This is a genomic window from Pseudomonas sp. StFLB209 (assembly GCF_000829415.1).
In the GTDB taxonomy this organism is placed as follows: domain Bacteria; phylum Pseudomonadota; class Gammaproteobacteria; order Pseudomonadales; family Pseudomonadaceae; genus Aquipseudomonas.
This window is the reverse complement of sequence record NZ_AP014637.1, coordinates 3,556,604-3,576,935: the sequence shown is the minus strand read 5'-3', so window position 1 is coordinate 3,576,935 and position 20,332 is coordinate 3,556,604. Positions and strand designations below refer to the sequence as shown.

Genomic DNA, 20,332 nt, shown 5'->3' with positions numbered 1-20,332 from the left:
GCTGCCGCTGATGCGGCAGATTCGTAACGGAACGAAGCTTCAGAGTCGGCCCAGATCGTTGACCAGCGCGAGCAGCATAACGCCCACCACCAGACTGATACCGATCTGAACGCCCCAACCCTGTACCCTTTCCGACAACGGGCGACCACGCGCCCACTCGATCAGGTAGAACAGCAAATGCCCCCCATCCAACACTGGAATGGGCAGCAAATTGAGAACCCCCAGGCTTATGCTCAGATACGCCAGGAAATTCAGGAAGTCACCCACGCCCGACTGGGCTGAAGCGCCCGCCACTTTAGCAATGGTTATCGGTCCACTCAAGTTTTTTACCGATAGCTCCCCGAACAACATTTTCTTCAAGGATTCGAGGGTCAGCACACTCATGTTCCAGGTGCGTTTGAAGCCTTCGGCCACCGCTTCCAGCGGCCCGTAGCTGACTTCACGCAGCATGTGCGCGGGCCATTCACCGCCTTTCACACCGGCACCGAGGTAGCCGGTCGCGGCCGCAGCCTCGCCACGGGTCGCCAGCGTGACGGGAATATCCAGTTGCACACCATCGCGCTCGATACGCACGGAAATCTGCGCACCGGGTCGCTCACGCACCCAGTCGACCACCTGTTGCCACTCACTGACCGGCTGCTCGTTCAACGCCACCAGGCGATCACCGGTTTTCAGACCGGCTGCCTGCGCTGGCCCTTTGGAGTCGAGCTCGGCCAGCACCGGTGACAGCACCGGGCGCCACGGCTGGATCCCCAGCGAGCGGATCGGATCCGGCTCCTCGGCGCCCTTGAGCCAATCGTTGAGCACCAGCTGACGAGAAGTCTCGGTAGCTGAACTTTCGTCACGCACCTTGAGATCGACCGTGCCGGTTTCACCCAGACGACGCACCAGCTGCAGGTTCACCGCCGCCCAACCGCTGGTCGCCTTGCCGTCAACCGCCACGATTTCCTGGCCGGCCTGCAAACCGGCCTGCTGAGCGATACTGCCTTGCTCGACCGAACCGACGACCGGTCGAACCTGCTGGCTGCCCAGCATGGCCAGCGCCCAGAAAAACACGATGGCGAGAATGAAGTTGGCCGCAGGACCGGCGATGACAATGGCGATGCGCTGATAGACCGTCTTGCGATTGAACGACTGCCCGGCAAGCTCGGGCGGCACATGCCCTTCGCGCTCGTCGAGCATCTTCACATAACCGCCCAGCGGAATGGCGGCCACGACGAACTCGGTGCCATGACGATCATGCCACCGCACCAGCGGCGTACCAAAGCCAACCGAGAACCGCAGAACCTTGACCCCGCAACGACGCGCCACCCAGAAATGGCCGAACTCGTGGAAGGTCACCAACACACCCAGGGCGATCAGAGTCCCCAGGATCATGTACAAAGCGCTCATCAACTTTCTCCGGGGACCGGCTTGCCGGCCAGTGAGTCAATCATCGCAAGCCTGTCGCTTGCCCCTGATGCCGCACAAAACCCCAAGCGTCCGAAAATTTCATCGCCCATTGCGTTCCAGCCAGTGCGCAGCCAAGGTCCGCGCCCGGGCATCCATGGCGAAAACAGTCTCCAGCTCATTGACCGGGACCACCGGCTCCTGATTCAGGACCGACTCAATCATACTCGCGATATCCAGATAGCCAATGCGCCGATCGAGAAACGCGGCCACGGCCACCTCATTGACCGCATTGAGTAACGCCGGCGCACTACCGCCCGCCTCCGCCGCCTGGCGCGCCAGGCGCAGACAGGGAAAGCGCTGTTCATCCGGCGCTTCGAAATTCAACTGACCGATACGAAACAGATCCAGCGGCTCGACACCCGAATCGATACGCGCAGGCCAGGCCAGCGCATTGGCGATGGGGGTACGCATGTCCGGATTGCCCAGTTGAGCCAGCACCGAACCATCCACGTAATCGACCAGCGAGTGAACCACGCTTTGCGGATGAATGACCACTTCGACCTGGTCGGGCCGGGCATCGAACAGCCAGCAGGCCTCGATAAGTTCGAGGCCCTTGTTCATCATGGTGGCCGAGTCGACCGAGATCTTGCGCCCCATCGACCAGACAGGATGTGCGCAAGCCTGCTCAGGCGTTACTGCCTGCAATTGCTCAAGCGGGGTCTGCCGGAACGGCCCACCGGAAGCGGTCAGCAGGATCCGCCGGACACCCACTGCGCCCAACCCGCGAGAAAAGTCACCGGGCAGGCACTGGAAAATTGCATTGTGCTCACTGTCGATCGGCAGCAGCAGCGCACCACTGCGGCGCACGGCCTCCATGAACAAGGCGCCGGACATCACCAGCGCCTCCTTGTTGGCCAGCAGCACTTTTTTGCCTGCCTCCACCGCCGCCAGGGTCGGGCGCAAGCCGGCGGCCCCCACGATAGCGGCCATGACTGCATCGACCTCAGGGTGCGCAGCCACTTCGCAGAGCCCATCCTCACCCAGCAGCACTCGGGTTCCGAGGCCAGCACCGATCAGCGCGGCCTGCAGGCGTCCGGCAGCTTCAAACGTCGGCACCACTGCATAGCGCGGCTGATGGCGCACGCACAACTTCAACAGCTCATCCAGTCGCGTGAAACCGCTCAGCGCGAAAACCTTGAACAACCCAGGGTGGCGAGCAATGACATCCAGCGTGCTCAGACCAATCGAACCGGTCGCGCCAAGCACCGTTACCTGTTGCACCTTGCTCACATCACACCCCAATCAGCGATCCACAACAGCACCGCGAACACCGGCACTGCGGCTGTCAGGCTATCGATACGGTCCAGCACACCGCCATGACCCGGCAGCAGATTGCTGCTGTCCTTGATCCCGGACTGACGCTTGAACATGCTTTCGGTCAGATCACCAACAACGGAAATCAGCACGATAACCGCCGCAGCGGCCAAGCCCGCGACAAACTCACCGAATGACCAGTCACGCATGACACCCACCACGAAGGTGATCATCAGACTGACCGCCAGGCCACCATAAACACCCTCCCAGCTCTTGCCAGGACTGACTTTTGGCGCCAGCTTGCGTTTGCCGATCGCCTTGCCAGTGAAATAGGCACCAATGTCTGCCGCCCATACCAGCACCATAACCGACAGGATCAACCAGTTACCCAGCGGCCACTGCTTGATCAGCACCAGACCTTGCCAGGCCGGCAGCAGAATTGCCAGGCCGATGGCCAGCTTGCACAGTGCACTGGCCCAATGCTCGCTGGACACCGGGTAGGTGAGCACCAGCCAGGTTGCCACCAGCCACCACATGACCGCAGCGGTGAGCACCCAAGGCGCCAGGCCCGGCAACAGATAAAGCAGAAACAGCAGCACAGCGATCGCCGCGGCATAACCGATACGCATCGACTGACTGGCAAACCCTGCCAGCCTGGCCCACTCCCAACCGCCCAGCACCACAACCGCACCAATGAACAGCGCGAAATTGGCACCTTTAAGCAGAAAGAACCCACACAGGGCAATCGGCAGCAGAATAAGCGCAGTGATGATCCGTTGTTTGAGCATCAGGCACGGGCTCCGGCTTCGACCTGCTCGCTGGTTTTACCAAAGCGGCGCTGGCGCGAAGCAAAATCGGCCAGCGCAGTGCGCATGGCGTCGTGTTTGAAGTCCGGCCAAAAAAGGTCGGAGAAGTACAGCTCGGCATAGGCCAGCTGCCAAAGCAGAAAATTGCTGATCCGGTGCTCGCCACCGGTGCGAATGCACAGATCGGGCAACGGCAGATCGCCGGTAGACAGGCAAGATTGCAACAGCTCGGGCGTGACGTCCTCAGGCTTCAGATGACCTGCCTGCACTTCGCGCGCCAGCCGCTGCGCAGCCTGGGCAATGTCCCACTGGCCGCCGTAGTTGGCAGCGACCTGCAGCACAAAGCGATTGCTGCCGGCGGTAGCCTGCTCGGCCTCACGCATGGCCGCCTGCAACTCTGGATGAAAACGGCTGCGATCACCAATGATCCGCAAGCTGATTTCGTTCTCGTTCAAGCGCCGGGTCTCACGACGCAGCGCTGTGAGGAACAACTCCATCAGCGCACCCACCTCATCGGCCGGGCGCTGCCAGTTCTCGCTGGAGAACGCAAACAGGGTCAACACTTCGACCCCGGCCTCGGCACACACCTCGATCACGGCGCGCACCGCATCCACACCAGCCTTGTGGCCGGCGACACCGGGCAGCAGGCGTTTTTTCGCCCAGCGATTGTTGCCATCCATGATGATCGCGACATGGCGCGGCACTGAAGACAGTGCCGCCTGCTTGGTCTTTTCCATTAAAAAACCCCGACCTCAAACGGCCATCAGGTCTTTTTCTTTGGCTTCCAGTGCCTTGTCGACTTCCGCGACATATTTGTCGGTGAGCTTTTGCAGCTCATCGGCGGCACGACGCTCTTCGTCTTCGCTGATTTCCTTGTCTTTGGACAGCTTCTTCAGGTCAGCCAGAGCATCACGACGCACGTTGCGCACTGCAACCTTGGCGTCTTCTGCCACACCACGCGCCTGCTTGGTGTAACCCTTGCGGGTCTCTTCGGTCAGGGCAGGCATCGGCACACGAATGGTGGTACCGGCACTGCTAGGGTTCAGCCCCAGGTCGGAGGTCAGGATGGCCTTCTCGATGGCCGCGCTGAGATTCTTGTCGTGAGCGACGATCTTCAGGGTACGCGCGTCTTCGACGCTGATTGCGGCAACCTGGTTAAGTGGCATCTCGCTGCCCCAGGCAGTCACCTTGACGCTGTCGAGGATGCTGGGGTGTGCACGGCCAGTGCGGATCGAAGCCAGGTTACGACCCAGCGCTTCGAGCGACTTGCCCATACGTTCCTGGGCATCTTTCTTGATGTCGTTGATCATTATCGAACTTCCTCGATCAGGGTTCCTTCAGCGCCACCTTGCACAATATTGAGCAGGGCGCCGGGCTTGTTCATATTGAAGACACGCAACGGCATCTTGTGGTCGCGGCACAGGCAGATTGCAGTCAGATCCATCACACCCAGTTTGCGATCGAGCACCTCATCGTAAGACAGGTGATCGAACTTCTCGGCATTAGGGTCCTTGAACGGATCAGCGGTGTACACGCCATCCACCTTGGTTGCCTTGAGCACAACGTCGGCATCGATTTCGATGGCCCGCAGGCACGCGGCCGAGTCAGTGGTGAAGAACGGATTGCCGGTGCCGGCTGCGAAGATCACCACTTCCTTGGCGTTCAAGTGACGCATGGCCTTGCGCCGATCATAGTGATCGGTCACGCCGGTCATGGAAATGGAAGACATCACGATGGCAGTGATATTGGCGCGCTCCAGGGCGTCACGCATGGCCAGCGCGTTCATCACGGTGGCAAGCATGCCCATGTGATCGCCTGTCACCCGATCCATGCCGGCCGCGCTCAGCGCAGCACCACGGAACAGGTTGCCACCACCAATCACCAACCCTACCTGAACACCGATGCCGACCAGTTGGCCGACTTCCAGCGCCATGCGGTCGAGCACCTTGGGATCGATGCCGAAATCCTCGGAGCCCATCAGGGCTTCGCCGCTAAGTTTGAGTAGAATGCGTTTATAGCGAGCCTGATGACCACTGCCCTGCTGAGCCATTGCGAATCTCTCCTGCGGCATTACTTGATTATGAAATCCATACAGGCCTGAAGACCTGCGTCAACTTTAGTCTGACGCTACCGGGGCGCCAGAAAAAGCTGCCTTGCAGACCATGCCTGCAAGCAAAAATTCCTCTGTTTCTTTTGAAAAAGAGGCCGCACGCATGAGCGGGCAGCCTCTTTTTCAGCCTGCAGTACGACAGTTGAAAACCGTCTTACTTCTTGCTGGCAGCCACTTGAGCGGCAACTTCTTCAGCGAAGTTATCAACCGGCTTCTCGATGCCGTCACCCACTTTGAAGTAAGTGAAGGAAACGATCTCGGCACCGGCTTTCTTGGCCAGCTCGCCAACCTTGACTTCCGGGTTCTTGACGAAAGGCTGCTCGACCAGGCTGGCTTCAGCCAGGAACTTGGAGATACGGCCTTTGATCATGTTTTCAACGATGTTCTCAGGCTTGCCCTTGATCTTGTCTTCGTTCAGTTGCAGGAAGACACCCTTCTCGCGCTCGATCGCTTCAGCCGAAACTTCCGAAGGCAGCAGGAACTCAGGGTTGGTCGCCGCAACGTGCATGGCGATGTCTTTGGCCAGCTCGCTGTCGCCGCCCTTGAGGACCACAACCACGCCGATCTTGTTGCCGTGCAGGTAAGCACCCAGCACGTCACCTTCAACACGGACCAGACGGCGAATGTTGACGTTTTCGCCAGTCTTGCCGACCAGTACCAGACGGTCAGCTTCTTGAGCTTCGATCAGTGGCTCGACAGTGGTCAGCTTCTCTGCGAAGGCTTTTTCGACGCTGGCAGCAACGAATGCCTTGAAGTCTTCCTGCAGGGCCAGGAAGTCGGTCTGCGAGTTGACTTCCAGCAGGACAGCGGATTTACCGTCGTCCTTGATGGCGATAGCGCCTTCAGCAGCAACGTTGCCAGCTTTCTTGGCAGCCTTGATGGCACCGGAAGCGCGCATGTCGTCGATTGCCTTTTCGATGTCGCCGCCGGCCTTGGTCAGGGCCTTTTTGCAATCCATCATGCCTTCGCCGGTACGCTCACGCAGTTCTTTGACCAGCGCCGCAGTAATCTCTGCCATTTCAAAATCCTCTTGGATAGGTTTTAACCACACCACCCGAAGTCACGGGCGTTCAAATTCTTGAAAAACCATCTTGGCAGCAGCAGATGACAACATAGCCATGGCCGCGCCAGCCGATGTTTTCCGAGGTGGCAAAAAGGGGGCCAAGCCCCCTTTTTGCGTACTGAGTCAACGCCTGGCGTTGGTCACTCAGCCTTCTACAGCAGCAGCCGGAGCTTCTTCGTAGACTTCGGTGCCGCCAGCAACGTTGTTGCGACCACGGATGACGGCATCAGCCATCGAACCCATGTACAGCTGGATGGCGCGAATGGCGTCATCGTTACCTGGGATCACGTAGTCAACGCCTTCCGGGCTGCTGTTGGTATCGACAACGCCGATGACCGGGATGCCCAGCTTGTTGGCTTCGGTGATTGCAATGCGCTCGTGATCAACGTCGATAACGAACAGGGCATCAGGCAGGCCGCCCATGTCCTTGATACCACCCAGGCTGCGATCCAGTTTTTCCAGATCACGGCTGCGCATCAGGGCTTCTTTCTTGGTCAGCTTGGCGAAGGTACCGTCTTCAGCCTGGACTTCCAGTTCGCGCAGACGCTTGATCGACTGACGAATGGTTTTGAAGTTGGTCAGCATGCCGCCCAACCAGCGGTGATCGACGTATGGCGAGCCGCAGCGTGCTGCTTCTTCAGCAACGATCTTGCCAACGGAACGCTTGGTGCCGACGAACAGGATCTTGTTCTTGCCGTTAGCCAGACGCTCTACGAACGACAGGGCGTCGTTGAACATCGGCAGGGTTTTTTCCAGGTTGATGATGTGAATCTTGTTGCGCGCGCCGAAAATGTACTTGCCCATTTTCGGGTTCCAGTAACGGGTCTGGTGGCCGAAGTGCACACCGGCCTTCAGCATATCGCGCATATTGACTTGGGACATGATAGTTCCTTGATAAGTCGGGTTAGGCCTCCACGCATCCCAATGACCAACCGGCGGCTTTGCCAACGGCACCCAGGTCATCGTGTCGACACGTGTGTGGGTTTATGCTCCAGGGGCAGCCCCTGCAAAGCGGCGCACTTTATATCACATAAAGCTGACAAACAAAACCCACAGTTATTACAGGCTGATTGATCGCCCTGCGTATCCGGTGCCGGGGATCGCCACCAGAGGCCCGGCGGTCTGTTAGAATCGGCGCTTTGTGCATTACCGAGAGCGCCCGAATGACTGTCAGCATTAAAAATCACGAAGACATCGAAAAGATGCGCATCGCGGGCCGCCTGGCCGCCGAAGTACTGGAAATGATCGAGCCCCACGTGAAGGCCGGCGTCACCACCGAGGCACTGGACCGCATCTGCCACGATTACATCGTCAACGTTCAGCAAGCGATTCCGGCACCGCTGAACTACAAAGGCTTTCCCAAATCGATCTGCACCTCGATCAACCATGTGGTGTGCCACGGCATTCCGGCCGACAAACCGCTCAAGAACGGCGACATCCTGAACATCGACATCACCGTCATCAAGGATGGCTACTACGGTGACACCAGCAAGATGTTCCATGTCGGCCAGGTGCCCGAGTGGGCCGAACGCCTGTCACGCGTCACTCAGGAGTGCCTGTATAAAGGAATCGAGGTCGTCCGTCCTGGCGCCCGGCTGGGCGATATCGGTGAAGTCATCCAGAAGCACGCTGAAAAGAACGGCTTTTCGGTGGTCCGTGAGTTCTGCGGCCACGGCATCGGCAAGGTCTTTCACGAGGAGCCACAGGTGCTGCATTATGGCCAGGCCGGCACGGGCATGGAGCTCAAGGAAGGCATGACCTTCACCATCGAGCCGATGATCAATCAGGGCCGCGCCGAAACCAAGATCCTCGGCGACGGCTGGACCGCGATCACCAAGGACCGCAAGCTCTCGGCACAGTGGGAACACACTCTGGTCGTCACCGCTGACGGTTACGAGATCTTCACCCTGCGCAGCGACGACACCATCGCCCGTACCAACGCTGGCTGACAACCACTGACCCGAAGGAAAGCCACGCCCATGCCGCAGGTGGATCCCGAATTGTTCGACCGCGGCCAGTTCCAGGCTGAACTGGCCCTGAAGTCCAGCCCCATCGCCGCGTTCAAGAAGGCCATTCGCCAGGCGCGCGAGGTGCTTGACCAACGCTTTCGCGAAGGCCGCGAGATCCGTCGCCTGATCGAGGACCGCGCCTGGTTCGTCGATAACATCCTGCAACAGGCCTGGAGCCAGTTCCAATGGCAACCTCAGGCCGACATCGCCCTGCTGGCGGTGGGCGGCTACGGGCGCGGCGAGCTGCACCCCTATTCCGATATCGACCTGCTGATCCTGCTCGACAAGGACGATCACGAAGTCTTTCGCGACTCCATCGAGCAGTTTCTGACCCTGCTGTGGGATATCGGCCTGGAAGTCGGGCAAAGCGTGCGCTCGGTGCAAGAGTGCGCCAGCGAAGCCAAAGCCGACCTGACGGTCATCACCAACCTGATGGAAAGCCGCACCATTGCAGGCCCGGAACGCTTGCGCGAGCACATGCTCGAAGCCACCAGCACCGGTCACCTGTGGCCGAGCAAGGATTTCTTCCTCGCCAAACGGGCTGAGCAGCGCGCCCGCCACCACAAGTACAACGACACGGAATATAACCTCGAACCCAACGTCAAGGGTTCACCGGGTGGCCTGCGCGATATCCAGACCATCCTCTGGGTCGCCCGTCGCCAGTACGGCACCCTGAACCTGCAGGCCATGGCCGGTGCCGGCTTTCTGCTGGAAAGCGAGAACCAGTTGCTGGCCTCCTCGCAGGAGTTTCTCTGGAAGGTGCGCTACGCCCTGCACATGCTGGCCGGACGCGCCGAAGACCGTCTGCTGTTCGACCATCAACGCTCCATTGCTGAGCTGCTTGGCTACCAGGACACCGACTCCAAGCGTGCCGTCGAAAACTTCATGCAGAAGTATTACCGGGTGGTGATGAGCATCGCCCAGTTGAGCGACCTGATCATCCAGCACTTCGAGGAAGTCATCCTCTGTGAGGATGACGGCAACACCCAGCCACTGAACTCACGCTTCCAGCTCCATGATGGCTATATAGAAGCTACGCGTCCGAATGTCTTCAAGCGCACCCCTTTTGCGATCATCGAGATTTTCGTGCTGATGGCACAAAACCCCGAGATCAAAGGCGTGCGGGCCAATACCATCCGCCTGCTGCGTGAGCACCGCTACCTGATCGACGACGAGTTCCGCAACGATATTCGCAATACCAGCCTGTTCATCGAGCTGTTCAAATGCGAGACGGGCATCCACCGCAATCTGCGACGCATGAACCGTTACGGCATCCTCGGCCTGTACCTGCCGGAATTCGGGCATATCGTCGGGCAAATGCAACACGACCTGTTTCATATTTATACCGTCGATGCCCACACCCTCAACCTCATCAAACATCTGCGCAAGTTGCAGTACACCGAGGTGTCGGAGAAATTCCCGCTGGCCAGCAAGATCATGGCCCGCCTGCCCAAGCCGGAGCTGATTTACCTGGCCGGGCTGTACCACGATATCGGCAAAGGCCGCGGTGGCGATCACTCGGAACTCGGCGCCGTCGACGCCGAAGTCTTCGGCCACCGCCACCAGCTACCGGTGTGGGACACGCGGCTGATTGTCTGGCTGGTGAGCAACCACCTGGTCATGTCGACGACCGCACAACGCAAGGACCTGTCCGACCCGCAGGTGATTCACGACTTCGCCCTGTTTGTCGGTGATGAAGTGCATCTGGATTACCTGTATGTACTGACCGTGGCCGATATCAATGCCACCAACCCGACCCTCTGGAACTCGTGGCGGGCCAGCCTGTTGCGCCAGCTGTATACCGAGACCAAGCGTGCACTGCGCCGCGGCCTGGAAAACCCGGTGGACCGTGAAGAGCAGATTCGCCGCACCCAGACCGCCGCCCTGGACATTCTGGTGCGCAATGGCACCGACCCGGACGATGTGGAACAGCTCTGGTCAGGGCTGGGCGATGATTACTTTCTGCGCCATACCGCCGGTGACGTGGCCTGGCACAGCGATGCGATCCTGCAACAGCCAGTCAACGGCGGCCCGCTGGTGCTGATCAAGGAAACCACCCAACGTGAATTCGAGGGCGCGACGCAGATCTTCATCTACGCCGCCGACCAGCACGATTTCTTCGCTGTAACGGTGGCCGCCATGGCCCAGTTGAACCTCAACATTCATGACGCACGGATCATCACCTCCAGCAGCCAGTTCACCCTCGACACCTACATCGTGCTCGACAGCGATGGCGGCTCGATTGGCGACAATCCGCAGCGCATCGAAGAAATTCGCCAGGGCCTGACCGAGGCCCTGCGCAACCCGGACGACTACCCGACCATCATCAAGCGCCGGGTGCCGCGCCAGCTCAAGCACTTCAGCTTTGCTCCGCAGGTCACCATCCATAACGACGCCCAGCGCCCGGTCACAGTGCTGGAACTGCTGGCCCCGGATCGCCCCGGACTGCTGGCACGGATTGGCAAGATCTTCCTGGAGTTCGACCTGTCGCTGCAGAACGCCAAGATTGCCACCCTGGGCGAGCGGGTCGAAGACGTGTTTTTCATCACCGATGCCGACAACCAGCCGTTGTCCGACCCGCAACTGTGTGCCCGCCTGCAGGAAGCCATTGTCGAACAGTTGAACGTCAACAGCGAACCGGACGGCGGGTTTCGCCTGAGTATCTGAATTTATCCATTTACGGCGCCCGGCTCAGGGCGCCTTGCACCTTGAGACATTTGCCTCATGAACAACGCCATGCAACAGCTTCAGCCCTACCCGTTCGAAAAGCTGCGTGCCCTGCTCGGTAGCGTGACGCCCAACCCCGACAAGCGCCCCATCGCCCTGTCGATCGGCGAGCCCAAACACAAATCGCCGGCGTTCGTGGCCAAGGCGCTGGCTGACAATCTCGACCAGATGGCGGTGTACCCGACCACCCTGGGCCTGCCGGCATTGCGTGAAGCCATCGGCCACTGGTGCGAACGACGCTTTGGCGTGCCCGCCGGCTGGATCGACCCGGCCCGCCACGTACTGCCGGTCAACGGCACCCGTGAGGCGCTGTTTGCCTTCACCCAGACCGTGGTCAACCGCGAAGCCGATGGCCTGGTGGTCAGCCCCAACCCGTTCTACCAGATCTACGAAGGTGCGGCGTTTCTGGCCGGCGCTCAGCCGCATTACCTGCCGTGCCTGAACGACAACGGCTTCAACCCGGACTTTGACGCCGTCGCCCCGCACATCTGGCAGCGCTGCCAGATCCTGTTCCTGTGCTCGCCGGGCAACCCCACCGGTGCACTGATTCCGCTCGAAACCCTGAAAAAACTGATCGCCCTGGCCGACCAGTACGACTTCGTGATCGCCGCCGACGAATGCTACAGCGAGCTGTACTTCGACGAGCAAAGCCCGCCACCCGGCCTGCTGAGTGCCTGCGCCGAACTGGGCCGCCAGGATTTCAAGCGCTGCGTGGTGTTTCACAGCCTGTCCAAGCGCTCCAACCTGCCAGGCCTGCGCTCCGGCTTTGTGGCCGGCGACGCCGAGATCCTCAAGGCCTTCTTGCTGTATCGCACCTACCACGGCTGCGCCATGCCGGTGCAAACCCAACTGGCCAGCATCGCGGCCTGGAACGACGAAGACCACGTGCGCAGCAACCGCGACCTGTACCGTGAGAAATTCGACGCCGTGCTCGACATCCTTGGCCCGGTGATGGACGTGCAACGCCCGGACGGCAGCTTCTACCTGTGGCCCAGCGTCGGCCAGGACGACGCCGCGTTCTGCCGCGACCTGTACGCCGAACAGCACGTCACCGTGGTGCCAGGTTCGTACCTGTCGCGGGAAGTGGACGGTTTCAACCCCGGCGCCGGCCGCGTGCGCCTGGCCCTGGTCGCACCACTGGCCGAGTGCATCGAAGCCGCTGAGCGGATTCGGGCGTTTGTAACCCGCTGACACGCCTGCCCTGCCCCACGGCATGCAATGTGCCGTGGGTTGTCACCCGCACGCCGGACGATATGCGCTGGATACCCGTAAGGTAATGGCCAAGACTTTCACAAGAGGTTTGGCGATACTACCGCGCCATCATTCATGAAAAGGAATTCGCTAATGAAGCGCGTCTTTGCATTCTCCATCCTGGCCCTCTGCCTCAGTGCCTGCGACAAACCTGTCGAGAAGATCAGCCACCCAGCCCAAGCGCCCTTACAATGCGGTAAAGACACTGATTGTAAGGGCGACCGGATCTGCGAAAACGGCCAGTGCACCAGCCCCACCACATCGACAGGACTCGTAACGAAACCGGCCCCCTCGGCCAGCCTGGCTCCTGCTGCTCCCAGCGTCACCTATCAACCGGTGCTAATCTCCGGCGATCAGGTGGGCCCATTCACCACTGGCGCCGATGCCATCAACTATCAGTCTCGCGCCGGAGTGATGAATATCCTTGAACAAGTGCTCGAAGAGCCCGAGTTCTCGACCTATGTCACAGTAGAGAAAGCTTATGCCTTCGGCCCTGACCGTTACGTGCTGGTTATCTCCACTGGAGAAGGCGGCCGGGCTTGTCCTGCCACTACCTACGCGGTGAGCTTCAGCACAGCAACGGAATCAGTGGACGGCAGCGTCACAGTCGATGGCTGCTCGGAAGCAGTAGATTCCCTGGCGCAGAACAACAAACTCACGATCAAGAAAGACGGTAAGGCCACGGAGATTTTCAACGGCATAGTACGCTGACGCTACGTACCTTAATCCGGCATCTGAATATGCCCCCTCTGTCTGTGATTGTCCGACAGATATCGAGACAGGCCGGGCACAGCACGTGTGGGCATGGCATAATCACCGGCTGTTTTCAGCGATGCATGGGAAGTTTCGGCAATGGCCAATACCGCCAACGACAGCAAGATCGTACGCATTTACGGCATCAAGGCCTGCGACACGATGAAAAAAGCCCGTACATGGCTAGAACAACACGCCGTGAGCCATGATTTTCACGACTACAAGACCCAGGGCATCGACCGCGAACACCTGAGCCAATGGTGTGACGAACACGGTTGGCAAGTGGTGCTCAACCGCGCCGGTACGACGTTTCGCAAGCTCGAGGAGGCGCAAAAAGCCGACCTCGACCAGAACAAGGCCATCGAGCTGATGCTGGCGCAACCGTCGATGATCAAGCGCCCGGTGCTCGATCTCGGCGAGCGAACCCTGATTGGCTTCAAACCCGAACTGTATGCGGCGGCGTTGCAGTAAGCCCACGAGCTGCTGGCAACCCCCTGATCACTCAAGAGGAATATGCATGTCCACTACTCTGTTCAGCCTGGCCTTCGGTGTCGGCACCCAGAATCGTCAAGGCAACTGGCTGGAAGTCTTCTACGCTCAGCCGCTGCTCAAGCCATCGGCCGAGCTGGTCGCGGCAGTCGCGCCACTGCTGGGCTACAGCGGCGGTAACCAGGCCATCGCATTCAACACCGACCTGGCGTCGAAACTGGCCGAAGCGGTCAAGCCTGTCGATGCTGCACAAGCCGCACTGCTGACCCGTCTGGCCGAGAGCCATAAGCCGCTGGTCGCCACCCTGCTGGCCGAAGACGCCGCACTGACCTCGACCCCTGAGGCCTACCTGAAGCTGCATCTGCTGTCGCACCGTCTGGTCAAGCCGCACGGCCTGAGCCTGGCCGGTATTTTCCCGCTGCTGCCAAACGTCGCCTGGACCAACGCCGGTGCAGTCGATCTGGGCGAGCTGGGCGAGCGGCAACTCGAAGCGCGCCTCAAAGGCGAGCTGCTGGAAGTCTTCTCGGTCGACAAATTCCCGAAAATGACTGACTACGTGGTGCCGGCCGGCGTGCGTATCGCCGACAGCGCCCGGGTGCGCCTGGGTGCCTACATTGGTGAAGGCACCACCGTCATGCACGAAGGCTTCGTCAATTTCAACGGCGGCACTGAAGGCCCGGGCATGATCGAAGGCCGTGTATCGGCTGGCGTGTTCGTCGGCAAGGGCTCGGACCTGGGCGGCGGCTGCTCGACCATGGGCACCCTGTCCGGTGGCGGCAATATCATCATCAGCGTTGGCGAAGGCTGCCTGATCGGTGCCAACGCCGGTATCGGCATCCCGCTGGGCGACCGCAACACCGTTGAAGCCGGTCTTTACATCACTGCCGGTACCAAAGTCGCGCTGCTCGATGAGAACAACGAACTGGTCAGCACCGTCAAGGCCCGCGATCTGGCTGGCCAGACCGACCTGCTGTTCCGTCGCAACTCGCAAACCGGCGCTGTGGAATGCAAAACCCACAAGTCGGCCATCGAGCTGAACGAAGCACTGCACGCTCACAACTGATGCCGTGTACGGGTCCAGGTGCGCGGGCAACCCCGCGGCCTGGCCCCGCCTGACAAGCCGGACGGACCAATGCCCCTGATTTCTCCCTGGCGCGCCGACTTTCCTGCCATCGACGCCCTGCAGCGGCAAGGCCAGACCTATCTGGACAGCGCTGCCACCACGCAAAAACCCCAGGCATTGCTCGATGCCTTGATGCATTACTACTGCAACGGTACGGCCAACGTACACCGTGCCCAGCACCTGCCTGGTGCCCACGCGACCCAGGCCTTCGAAGCCTCGCGCAGCAAGGTCAGCCACTGGCTCAATGCCGCTGACAGCGGGCAGATCATCTTTACCCACGGCGCAACCTCGGCTCTCAACCTGCTTGCCTACGGCCTGGAAGGCGTGTTCGGCGCCGGTGACGAGATTGCTATCAGCGCCCTGGAGCACCACGCCAACCTGTTGCCCTGGCAACAACTGGCCCAGCGGCGCAATCTGAAACTGGTGATCCTGCCACTTGATGCGCACGGCCTGATCGATCTCGACGCGGCCAGCGCGCTGATCGGCCCGAATACTCGCCTGCTGGCTGTCAGCCAGTTTTCCAATGTGCTCGGTGCCTGGCAACCGCTGCCACGCCTGCTGGCCCTGGCCCGTGCCCAAGGGGCGCTGACGGTGGTCGATGGCGCGCAAGGGGTGGTGCATGGTCGCCATGATGTGCAGGCGCTGGGCTGCGACTTCTACGTTTTCTCCAGCCACAAGCTGTATGGCCCCGAAGGCCTGGGCGTGATCTACGCGGGTAACGAAGCGCTGCCCAAGCTGGCCCACTGGCAGTTCGGCGGCGAGATGGTACTGACCGCCGACTATCGGCATGCCGAGTTTCGCGCCGCGCCGCTGGGCTTTGAAGCCGGAACCCCGCCCATCGCCAGCGTGATCGGGCTTGGGGCGACGCTCGATTACCTGGACAGCCTCGACCAGCGAGCGGTCGCCGACCACGAAGCGCAATTGCACAAACGTCTGCTTGAAGGCCTGCAGCAGCGCGATCGGGTCCGCGTGCTGGGCGCGCCTGAACTGGCGTTGGTCAGCTTTGTGGTCGAGGGCGTGCATAACGCCGACCTGGCCCACCTGCTCACCGAACAGGGCATCGCCGTGCGCGCCGGCCATCACTGCGCTATGCCGCTGCTCAAACACCTCGGCCTGCCCGGCGCGATTCGGGTGTCGCTGGGGCTGTACAACGACTCGGACGACCTGCTGCGCCTGTTCAGTGCTCTGGACCAGTCGCTGGAGCTGCTGGCATGACGCTGGGTTCAGAAGCCGTCGCGGCGCAGCAAGCCTTCAGCCAGTTGCAGGGCTGGGAGCAACGCGCCCGGTTGCTGATGCAGTGGGGTGAACGCCTGAGCGCACTGAGCGAAGCGGAAAAGTCCGAACAGCATCGGGTACACGGCTGCGAAAGCCAGGTCTGGTTGCTCGCTGACGCCGCTGAAGGCCGCTGGCAGTTTCGCGCCAGCAGCGATGCGCGGCTGTTGCGCGGCCTGTTGGCACTGCTGCTGGTGCGGGTCAACGGCCTGTCCGCCGAGCAGTTGCGCCAGGTCGATGTGGCGCAATGGTTCGACAGCCTGGGGCTTGGTCGTCAATTATCGCCGTCGCGCAGCAACGGCCTGAACGCCGTGCTGCAACGCATGCGCGAACTGGCTGCTCAGTCCTGAGCGGCTTCGGCGAGCAAGCCGTTGAAAAACGTAGGCGAGGCAGGCAGCGCAAGGCAAAAACAGGCGAGCAAGCGGAGTTTACGGGTGTAAATGAGCATTGTGAGCCTGTTTTTAACGTAGCAATGGCAACGCAGGTAGTTTTTCAACAGTTTGCTGGCTTGACCCGTTCCGCTGGCCGGCGGGTCCCGGCTACCAGTTTGTCCACCGCCTTGCTCGCCGCGACCATGCCGAAGGTCGCGGTAACCATCATCACTGCGCCAAAGCCTCCGGCACAGTCCAGACGCACGCCCTCGCCGACAAAGGTCTTGCTCTGGCACACGCTGCCGTCGGGCATCGGATAACGCAACTGCTCGCTGGAAAATACACACGGCACGCTGTAGCTGCGGCTGGGGGTACGCGAGAAGTTGTAGTCGCGGCGCAGGGTCGAACGCACCTTGGCCGCCAGCGGATCGTTGAAGGTACGGTTCAGGTCACAGACCTGAATTTGCGTCGGGTCGATCTGCCCGCCTGCACCGCCGGTGGTCACCAGGCCGATCTTGCGCCGTTTGCACCAAGCAATGAGCGCGGCCTTGGCCTTGACGCTGTCGATACAGTCGATCACAAAATCCAGCTCTTGAGTGATGTACTCAGCCAGTGTGTCTGGGGTCACGAAGTCCATCACCGCATGCACCACGCACTCCGGGTTGATCGCCCGAATACGCTCGGCCATCACCTCGACCTTGGCCCGCCCCACAGTACCGTCCAGCGCATGCAACTGGCGGTTGGTGTTGCTGACACAGACGTCGTCCAGATCGAACAGCGATATCTCGCCCACGCCACTGCGCGCCAGCGCCTCAGCAGCCCACGAACCCACGCCACCAATACCAATCACCGCGACATGGGCCGCTTGCAGGCGCTCCAGCCCCTGGCTGCCATACAACCGGGCGATACCGGCAAAACGTGGATCTGCTGTGCTCATGTTCATGACCTCGAAAACCTGCGCGCATTATAGGCGTTGACGCCGCGCAGGACACCCACCGCCAGCAACGGACTGTCGCAAAGCCGCCGATTCAGGCGCATGGAGCGGGCGATTTTGCTTTAAGATATCGGCCTTTTCGCACCTCGCACATTCTGCGCCCTGCAACCGGAGTCTTGTTCATGACGGCCCCAGCCGACCTCTCGCCCACTCTCCAACTGGCCTGCGACCTGATTCGTCGGCCATCGGTTACGCCGCTCGATGCCGATTGCCAGGCGGTGATGATGCAACGCCTGGGCGCGGCCGGCTTCAAGCTCGAACCGATGCGCATCGAAGACGTCGATAACTTCTGGGCCACCCATGGCAACGGTGACGGCCCGGTGCTGTGCTTTGCCGGCCACACCGACGTGGTGCCCACCGGCCCGGTACAGGCCTGGCAGAACGACCCGTTCGACGCGCTGATCGACGAGCACGGCATGCTCTGCGGCCGTGGTGCAGCCGACATGAAAGGCAGCCTGGCGTCGATGGTGGTGGCCAGCGAACGCTTCGTGCGCGACTACCCCGATCACAAAGGCTCGGTGGCCTTTCTGATCACCAGCGATGAAGAAGGCCCGGCGCACCACGGCACCAAGGCGGTGGTCGAACGCCTGGCAGCACGTAACGAGCGTCTGGACTGGTGCATCGTCGGCGAGCCGTCGAGCACCACCCTGGTCGGTGACGTGGTCAAGAACGGCCGCCGTGGCTCGCTCGGCGCCACCTTGCAGGTGCGCGGCAAACAAGGCCACGTGGCCTACCCGCATCTGGCCAAAAACCCGATTCATCTGGCCGCCCCGGCCCTGGCGGAACTGGCTGCCGAGCACTGGGACGAAGGCAACGCATTCTTCCCGCCGACCAGCTTTCAGATCTCCAACCTCAACTCGGGCACCGGTGCCACCAACGTGATTCCCGGTGAGCTGGTCGCGGTGTTCAACTTCCGCTTCTCTACCGAGTCCACTGTCGAAGGCCTGCAACAGCGTGTCGCAGCAATTCTCGACAAGCACGACCTGAACTGGCACATCGACTGGGCGCTGTCGGGCCTGCCATTTCTGACCGAGCCAGGCGCGCTGCTTGATGCCGTGTCGGCGAGCATCCGTGACATTACTGGTCGCGAAACCCAGGCTTCGACCAGCGGCGGCACCTCTGACGGTCGCTTTATCGCCACGCTGGGCACCCAGGTCGTCGAACTCGGCCCGGTCAACGCCACCATCCACCAGGTCAACGAACGCATCCTGGCCAGCGACCTCGACGTGCTGACCGAGATCTACTATCAGACCCTGGTCAAGTTGCTCGCCTGATGCTCACCTGTCCAATCTGCGCAGCGCCACTGGCCAACGCCGACAACGGCGTGGCCTGCCCGGCCAATCATCGTTTCGACCGTGCACGCCAGGGTTACCTGAATCTGCTGCCGGTGCAGCACAAGAACAGCCGTGACCCGGGCGATAACCAGGCGATGGTCGAAGCCCGGCGGCGCTTTCTCGACGCCGGCCATTACGCGCCGGTGGCCCGCCGTCTGGCGGAACTGGCCGCCGAGCGAGCGCCGGGGCGCTGGCTGGACATCGGCTGCGGCGAAGGCTATTACACCGCGCAAATTGCCGAGGCACTGCCCAAAGCCGATGGCTATGCGCTGGATATTTCCCGCGAGGCAATCAAACGCGCCTGCCGGCGTGACAGCAGCCTGACCTGGCTGGTCGCGAGCATGGCGCGCATTCCGTTGCCGGACGCCAGTTGTCAGTTTCTGGCCAGCGTCTTCAGCCCGCTGGACTGGCTTGAGGCCAGGCGTCTGCTGACGCCTGGCGGCGGCCTGATGCGCGTAGGGCCGACCAGCGGCCATCTGATGGAGATGCGCCAGAAGCTGTACGACGAAGTCCGCGACTACGCCGATGACAAGCATCTGGCACTGGTACCGGAGGGGATGGAGCTGGCTCACAGCGAGACCCTGACCTATACCCTCAAGCTGATCGACAGCCAGTCGCGTGCCGATCTCTTGGCGATGACGCCACATGGCTGGCGGGCCAGCGCCGAGCGCCGGGCAGCGGTCATCGATTACCCTGGCCCGTTCAAGGTCACCGTTTCCATGCGCTACGATTATTTCGTGCTGCAGTAAGCCATTTTTCGAGGCCATCATGCGTCAACCTGATATCGAGATTTACCTGAAGGACGAAGACGTCGATCACAAGGCGATTACTGCCTGGTTGAGTGTCGCGCTGGGGCCGTGCAGTGAGTGGCAGCAGAAAGGCCAGACCTGGAAGTGCCGGGCCGGCGAGGTGCCGGTGACCTGGGTGCCCAAGGCAGTGGGCAAGTGGAACAGTCTGTTTCTGGAGAGTGACAAGACGCCTTGGGACGACGATATTGCCTGCGCCCATGCGGCGTTTGCGGCGCTGGCTGTTGAGGTACGCTGTGCGCCGGGCAGTTGGGCGGAGGATGATGGTGAGGAGGACGCTGACCGGTGGATCAGGATCAGTGCCGAAGGTGAACAAGAGATTATCTGGCGCACCTCCTGACATCAGCTGGCCTGGCGCGGGATCGCCCGTAGGAGCGGCTTTAGCCGCGAAGGCCTTTCGTTTTGTGCAAGGGTCATTGCCGCGGTTGTTTGATCCTCGGGGGCCGGCGCGATGGGCGTCCTGCCCAGCGCACCTGCTCCTGATATCAAGAGCAGCGACATCCATGTCGGATTCTCCC

The 20,332-nt window shown here is 61.0% G+C and carries 20 protein-coding genes; 11 read left to right on the top strand and 9 right to left on the bottom strand.

What is annotated here, in order from left to right; translation table 11 throughout:
• Positions 1 to 39 precede the first annotated feature (39 nt).
• The 8 genes from rseP to rpsB all read right to left on the bottom strand — a co-directional run bounded on the left by rseP (position 40) and on the right by rpsB (position 7,567).
• A complete protein-coding gene (gene rseP / locus PSCI_RS15920; RefSeq protein ID WP_045488695.1) occupies positions 40 to 1,392 on the bottom strand; it encodes a sigma E protease regulator RseP in 1,353 nt (450 codons plus the stop codon).
• A 99-nt stretch (positions 1,393 to 1,491) separates the two neighbouring features.
• Complete coding sequence (ispC, locus tag PSCI_RS15915) at positions 1,492 to 2,682, bottom strand: 1-deoxy-D-xylulose-5-phosphate reductoisomerase (protein ID WP_045488693.1); 1,191 nt, start codon at positions 2,680 to 2,682, stop codon at positions 1,492 to 1,494.
• Positions 2,679 to 3,494: a phosphatidate cytidylyltransferase gene (locus PSCI_RS15910; RefSeq protein WP_045488690.1), complete on the bottom strand. Its 816-nt coding sequence runs from the start codon at positions 3,492 to 3,494 to the stop codon at positions 2,679 to 2,681. Before PSCI_RS15910 ends, ispC begins: the two co-directional genes overlap by 4 nt.
• Complete coding sequence (uppS, locus tag PSCI_RS15905; RefSeq protein ID WP_045488687.1) at positions 3,494 to 4,249, bottom strand: polyprenyl diphosphate synthase; 756 nt, start codon at positions 4,247 to 4,249, stop codon at positions 3,494 to 3,496. The genes PSCI_RS15910 and uppS overlap by 1 nt, the downstream gene beginning before the upstream one ends.
• Positions 4,250 to 4,264: 15 nt before the next feature.
• Complete coding sequence (gene frr, locus PSCI_RS15900) at positions 4,265 to 4,822, bottom strand: ribosome recycling factor (protein WP_045488684.1); 558 nt, start codon at positions 4,820 to 4,822, stop codon at positions 4,265 to 4,267.
• The gene (gene pyrH / locus PSCI_RS15895) at positions 4,822 to 5,562 is read right to left on the bottom strand and encodes a UMP kinase (RefSeq protein ID WP_045488672.1); all 741 of its coding nucleotides are present in this window, start codon (positions 5,560 to 5,562) and stop codon (positions 4,822 to 4,824) included. The genes frr and pyrH overlap by 1 nt, the downstream gene beginning before the upstream one ends.
• 214 nt (positions 5,563 to 5,776) lie before the next feature.
• The gene (gene tsf / locus PSCI_RS15890; RefSeq protein WP_045488670.1) at positions 5,777 to 6,640 is read right to left on the bottom strand and encodes a translation elongation factor Ts; all 864 of its coding nucleotides are present in this window, start codon (positions 6,638 to 6,640) and stop codon (positions 5,777 to 5,779) included.
• A gap of 189 nt (positions 6,641 to 6,829) precedes the next feature.
• Positions 6,830 to 7,567: a 30S ribosomal protein S2 gene (gene rpsB, locus PSCI_RS15885; protein WP_045488668.1), complete on the bottom strand. Its 738-nt coding sequence runs from the start codon at positions 7,565 to 7,567 to the stop codon at positions 6,830 to 6,832.
• Between the two features lie 281 nt (positions 7,568 to 7,848).
• Between rpsB and map the strand changes: the two genes are divergently transcribed.
• The 8 genes from map (at position 7,849) to PSCI_RS15845 (ending at position 16,659) form a co-directional block, all read left to right on the top strand.
• Positions 7,849 to 8,634, top strand: a complete 786-nt coding sequence (gene map, locus PSCI_RS15880) for a type I methionyl aminopeptidase (protein ID WP_045488666.1) — start codon at positions 7,849 to 7,851, stop codon at positions 8,632 to 8,634.
• Positions 8,635 to 8,664: 30 nt separating this feature from the next.
• Positions 8,665 to 11,361: a [protein-PII] uridylyltransferase gene (locus tag PSCI_RS15875; RefSeq protein ID WP_045488665.1), complete on the top strand. Its 2,697-nt coding sequence runs from the start codon at positions 8,665 to 8,667 to the stop codon at positions 11,359 to 11,361.
• A 57-nt stretch (positions 11,362 to 11,418) separates the two neighbouring features.
• Positions 11,419 to 12,612, top strand: coding sequence for a succinyldiaminopimelate transaminase (gene dapC / locus PSCI_RS15870; protein WP_045488663.1), 1,194 nt, complete (start codon positions 11,419 to 11,421; stop codon positions 12,610 to 12,612).
• Between the two features lie 153 nt (positions 12,613 to 12,765).
• Positions 12,766 to 13,383, top strand: coding sequence for a hypothetical protein (locus PSCI_RS15865; protein ID WP_045488661.1), 618 nt, complete (start codon positions 12,766 to 12,768; stop codon positions 13,381 to 13,383).
• A 141-nt stretch (positions 13,384 to 13,524) separates the two neighbouring features.
• Positions 13,525 to 13,896, top strand: coding sequence for an ArsC family reductase (locus tag PSCI_RS15860; RefSeq protein WP_045488659.1), 372 nt, complete (start codon positions 13,525 to 13,527; stop codon positions 13,894 to 13,896).
• Between the two features lie 46 nt (positions 13,897 to 13,942).
• Entirely contained in the window at positions 13,943 to 14,977 is a 1,035-nt protein-coding gene (gene dapD, locus PSCI_RS15855; protein WP_045488656.1) for a 2,3,4,5-tetrahydropyridine-2,6-dicarboxylate N-succinyltransferase, read from the top strand.
• Positions 14,978 to 15,046: 69 nt separating this feature from the next.
• Positions 15,047 to 16,252 (top strand): aminotransferase class V-fold PLP-dependent enzyme, encoded by a 1,206-nt coding sequence (locus PSCI_RS15850; RefSeq protein ID WP_045488654.1) that lies wholly within the window; start codon positions 15,047 to 15,049, stop codon positions 16,250 to 16,252.
• Positions 16,249 to 16,659, top strand: a complete 411-nt coding sequence (locus PSCI_RS15845) for a SufE family protein (RefSeq protein ID WP_045488651.1) — start codon at positions 16,249 to 16,251, stop codon at positions 16,657 to 16,659. Before PSCI_RS15850 ends, PSCI_RS15845 begins: the two co-directional genes overlap by 4 nt.
• Before the next feature lie 142 nt (positions 16,660 to 16,801).
• On the opposite strand, the gene tcdA is transcribed toward PSCI_RS15845, so the two are convergent.
• Positions 16,802 to 17,617: a tRNA cyclic N6-threonylcarbamoyladenosine(37) synthase TcdA gene (gene tcdA / locus PSCI_RS15840; RefSeq protein WP_045494430.1), complete on the bottom strand. Its 816-nt coding sequence runs from the start codon at positions 17,615 to 17,617 to the stop codon at positions 16,802 to 16,804.
• A gap of 179 nt (positions 17,618 to 17,796) precedes the next feature.
• Here tcdA and dapE point away from each other — a divergent pair, with 179 nt between their 5' ends.
• Genes dapE through PSCI_RS15825 form a run of 3 tightly spaced genes read left to right on the top strand, consistent with a single transcriptional unit; the run spans position 17,797 to position 20,154 of the window.
• Positions 17,797 to 18,948: a succinyl-diaminopimelate desuccinylase gene (gene dapE, locus PSCI_RS15835; RefSeq protein WP_045488649.1), complete on the top strand. Its 1,152-nt coding sequence runs from the start codon at positions 17,797 to 17,799 to the stop codon at positions 18,946 to 18,948.
• Complete coding sequence (locus PSCI_RS15830; RefSeq protein WP_045488646.1) at positions 18,948 to 19,757, top strand: putative RNA methyltransferase; 810 nt, start codon at positions 18,948 to 18,950, stop codon at positions 19,755 to 19,757. The genes dapE and PSCI_RS15830 overlap by 1 nt, the downstream gene beginning before the upstream one ends.
• Before the next feature lie 19 nt (positions 19,758 to 19,776).
• A complete protein-coding gene (locus tag PSCI_RS15825; protein ID WP_045488643.1) occupies positions 19,777 to 20,154 on the top strand; it encodes a hypothetical protein in 378 nt (125 codons plus the stop codon).
• The last annotated feature ends 178 nt before the right edge of the window (positions 20,155 to 20,332 follow it).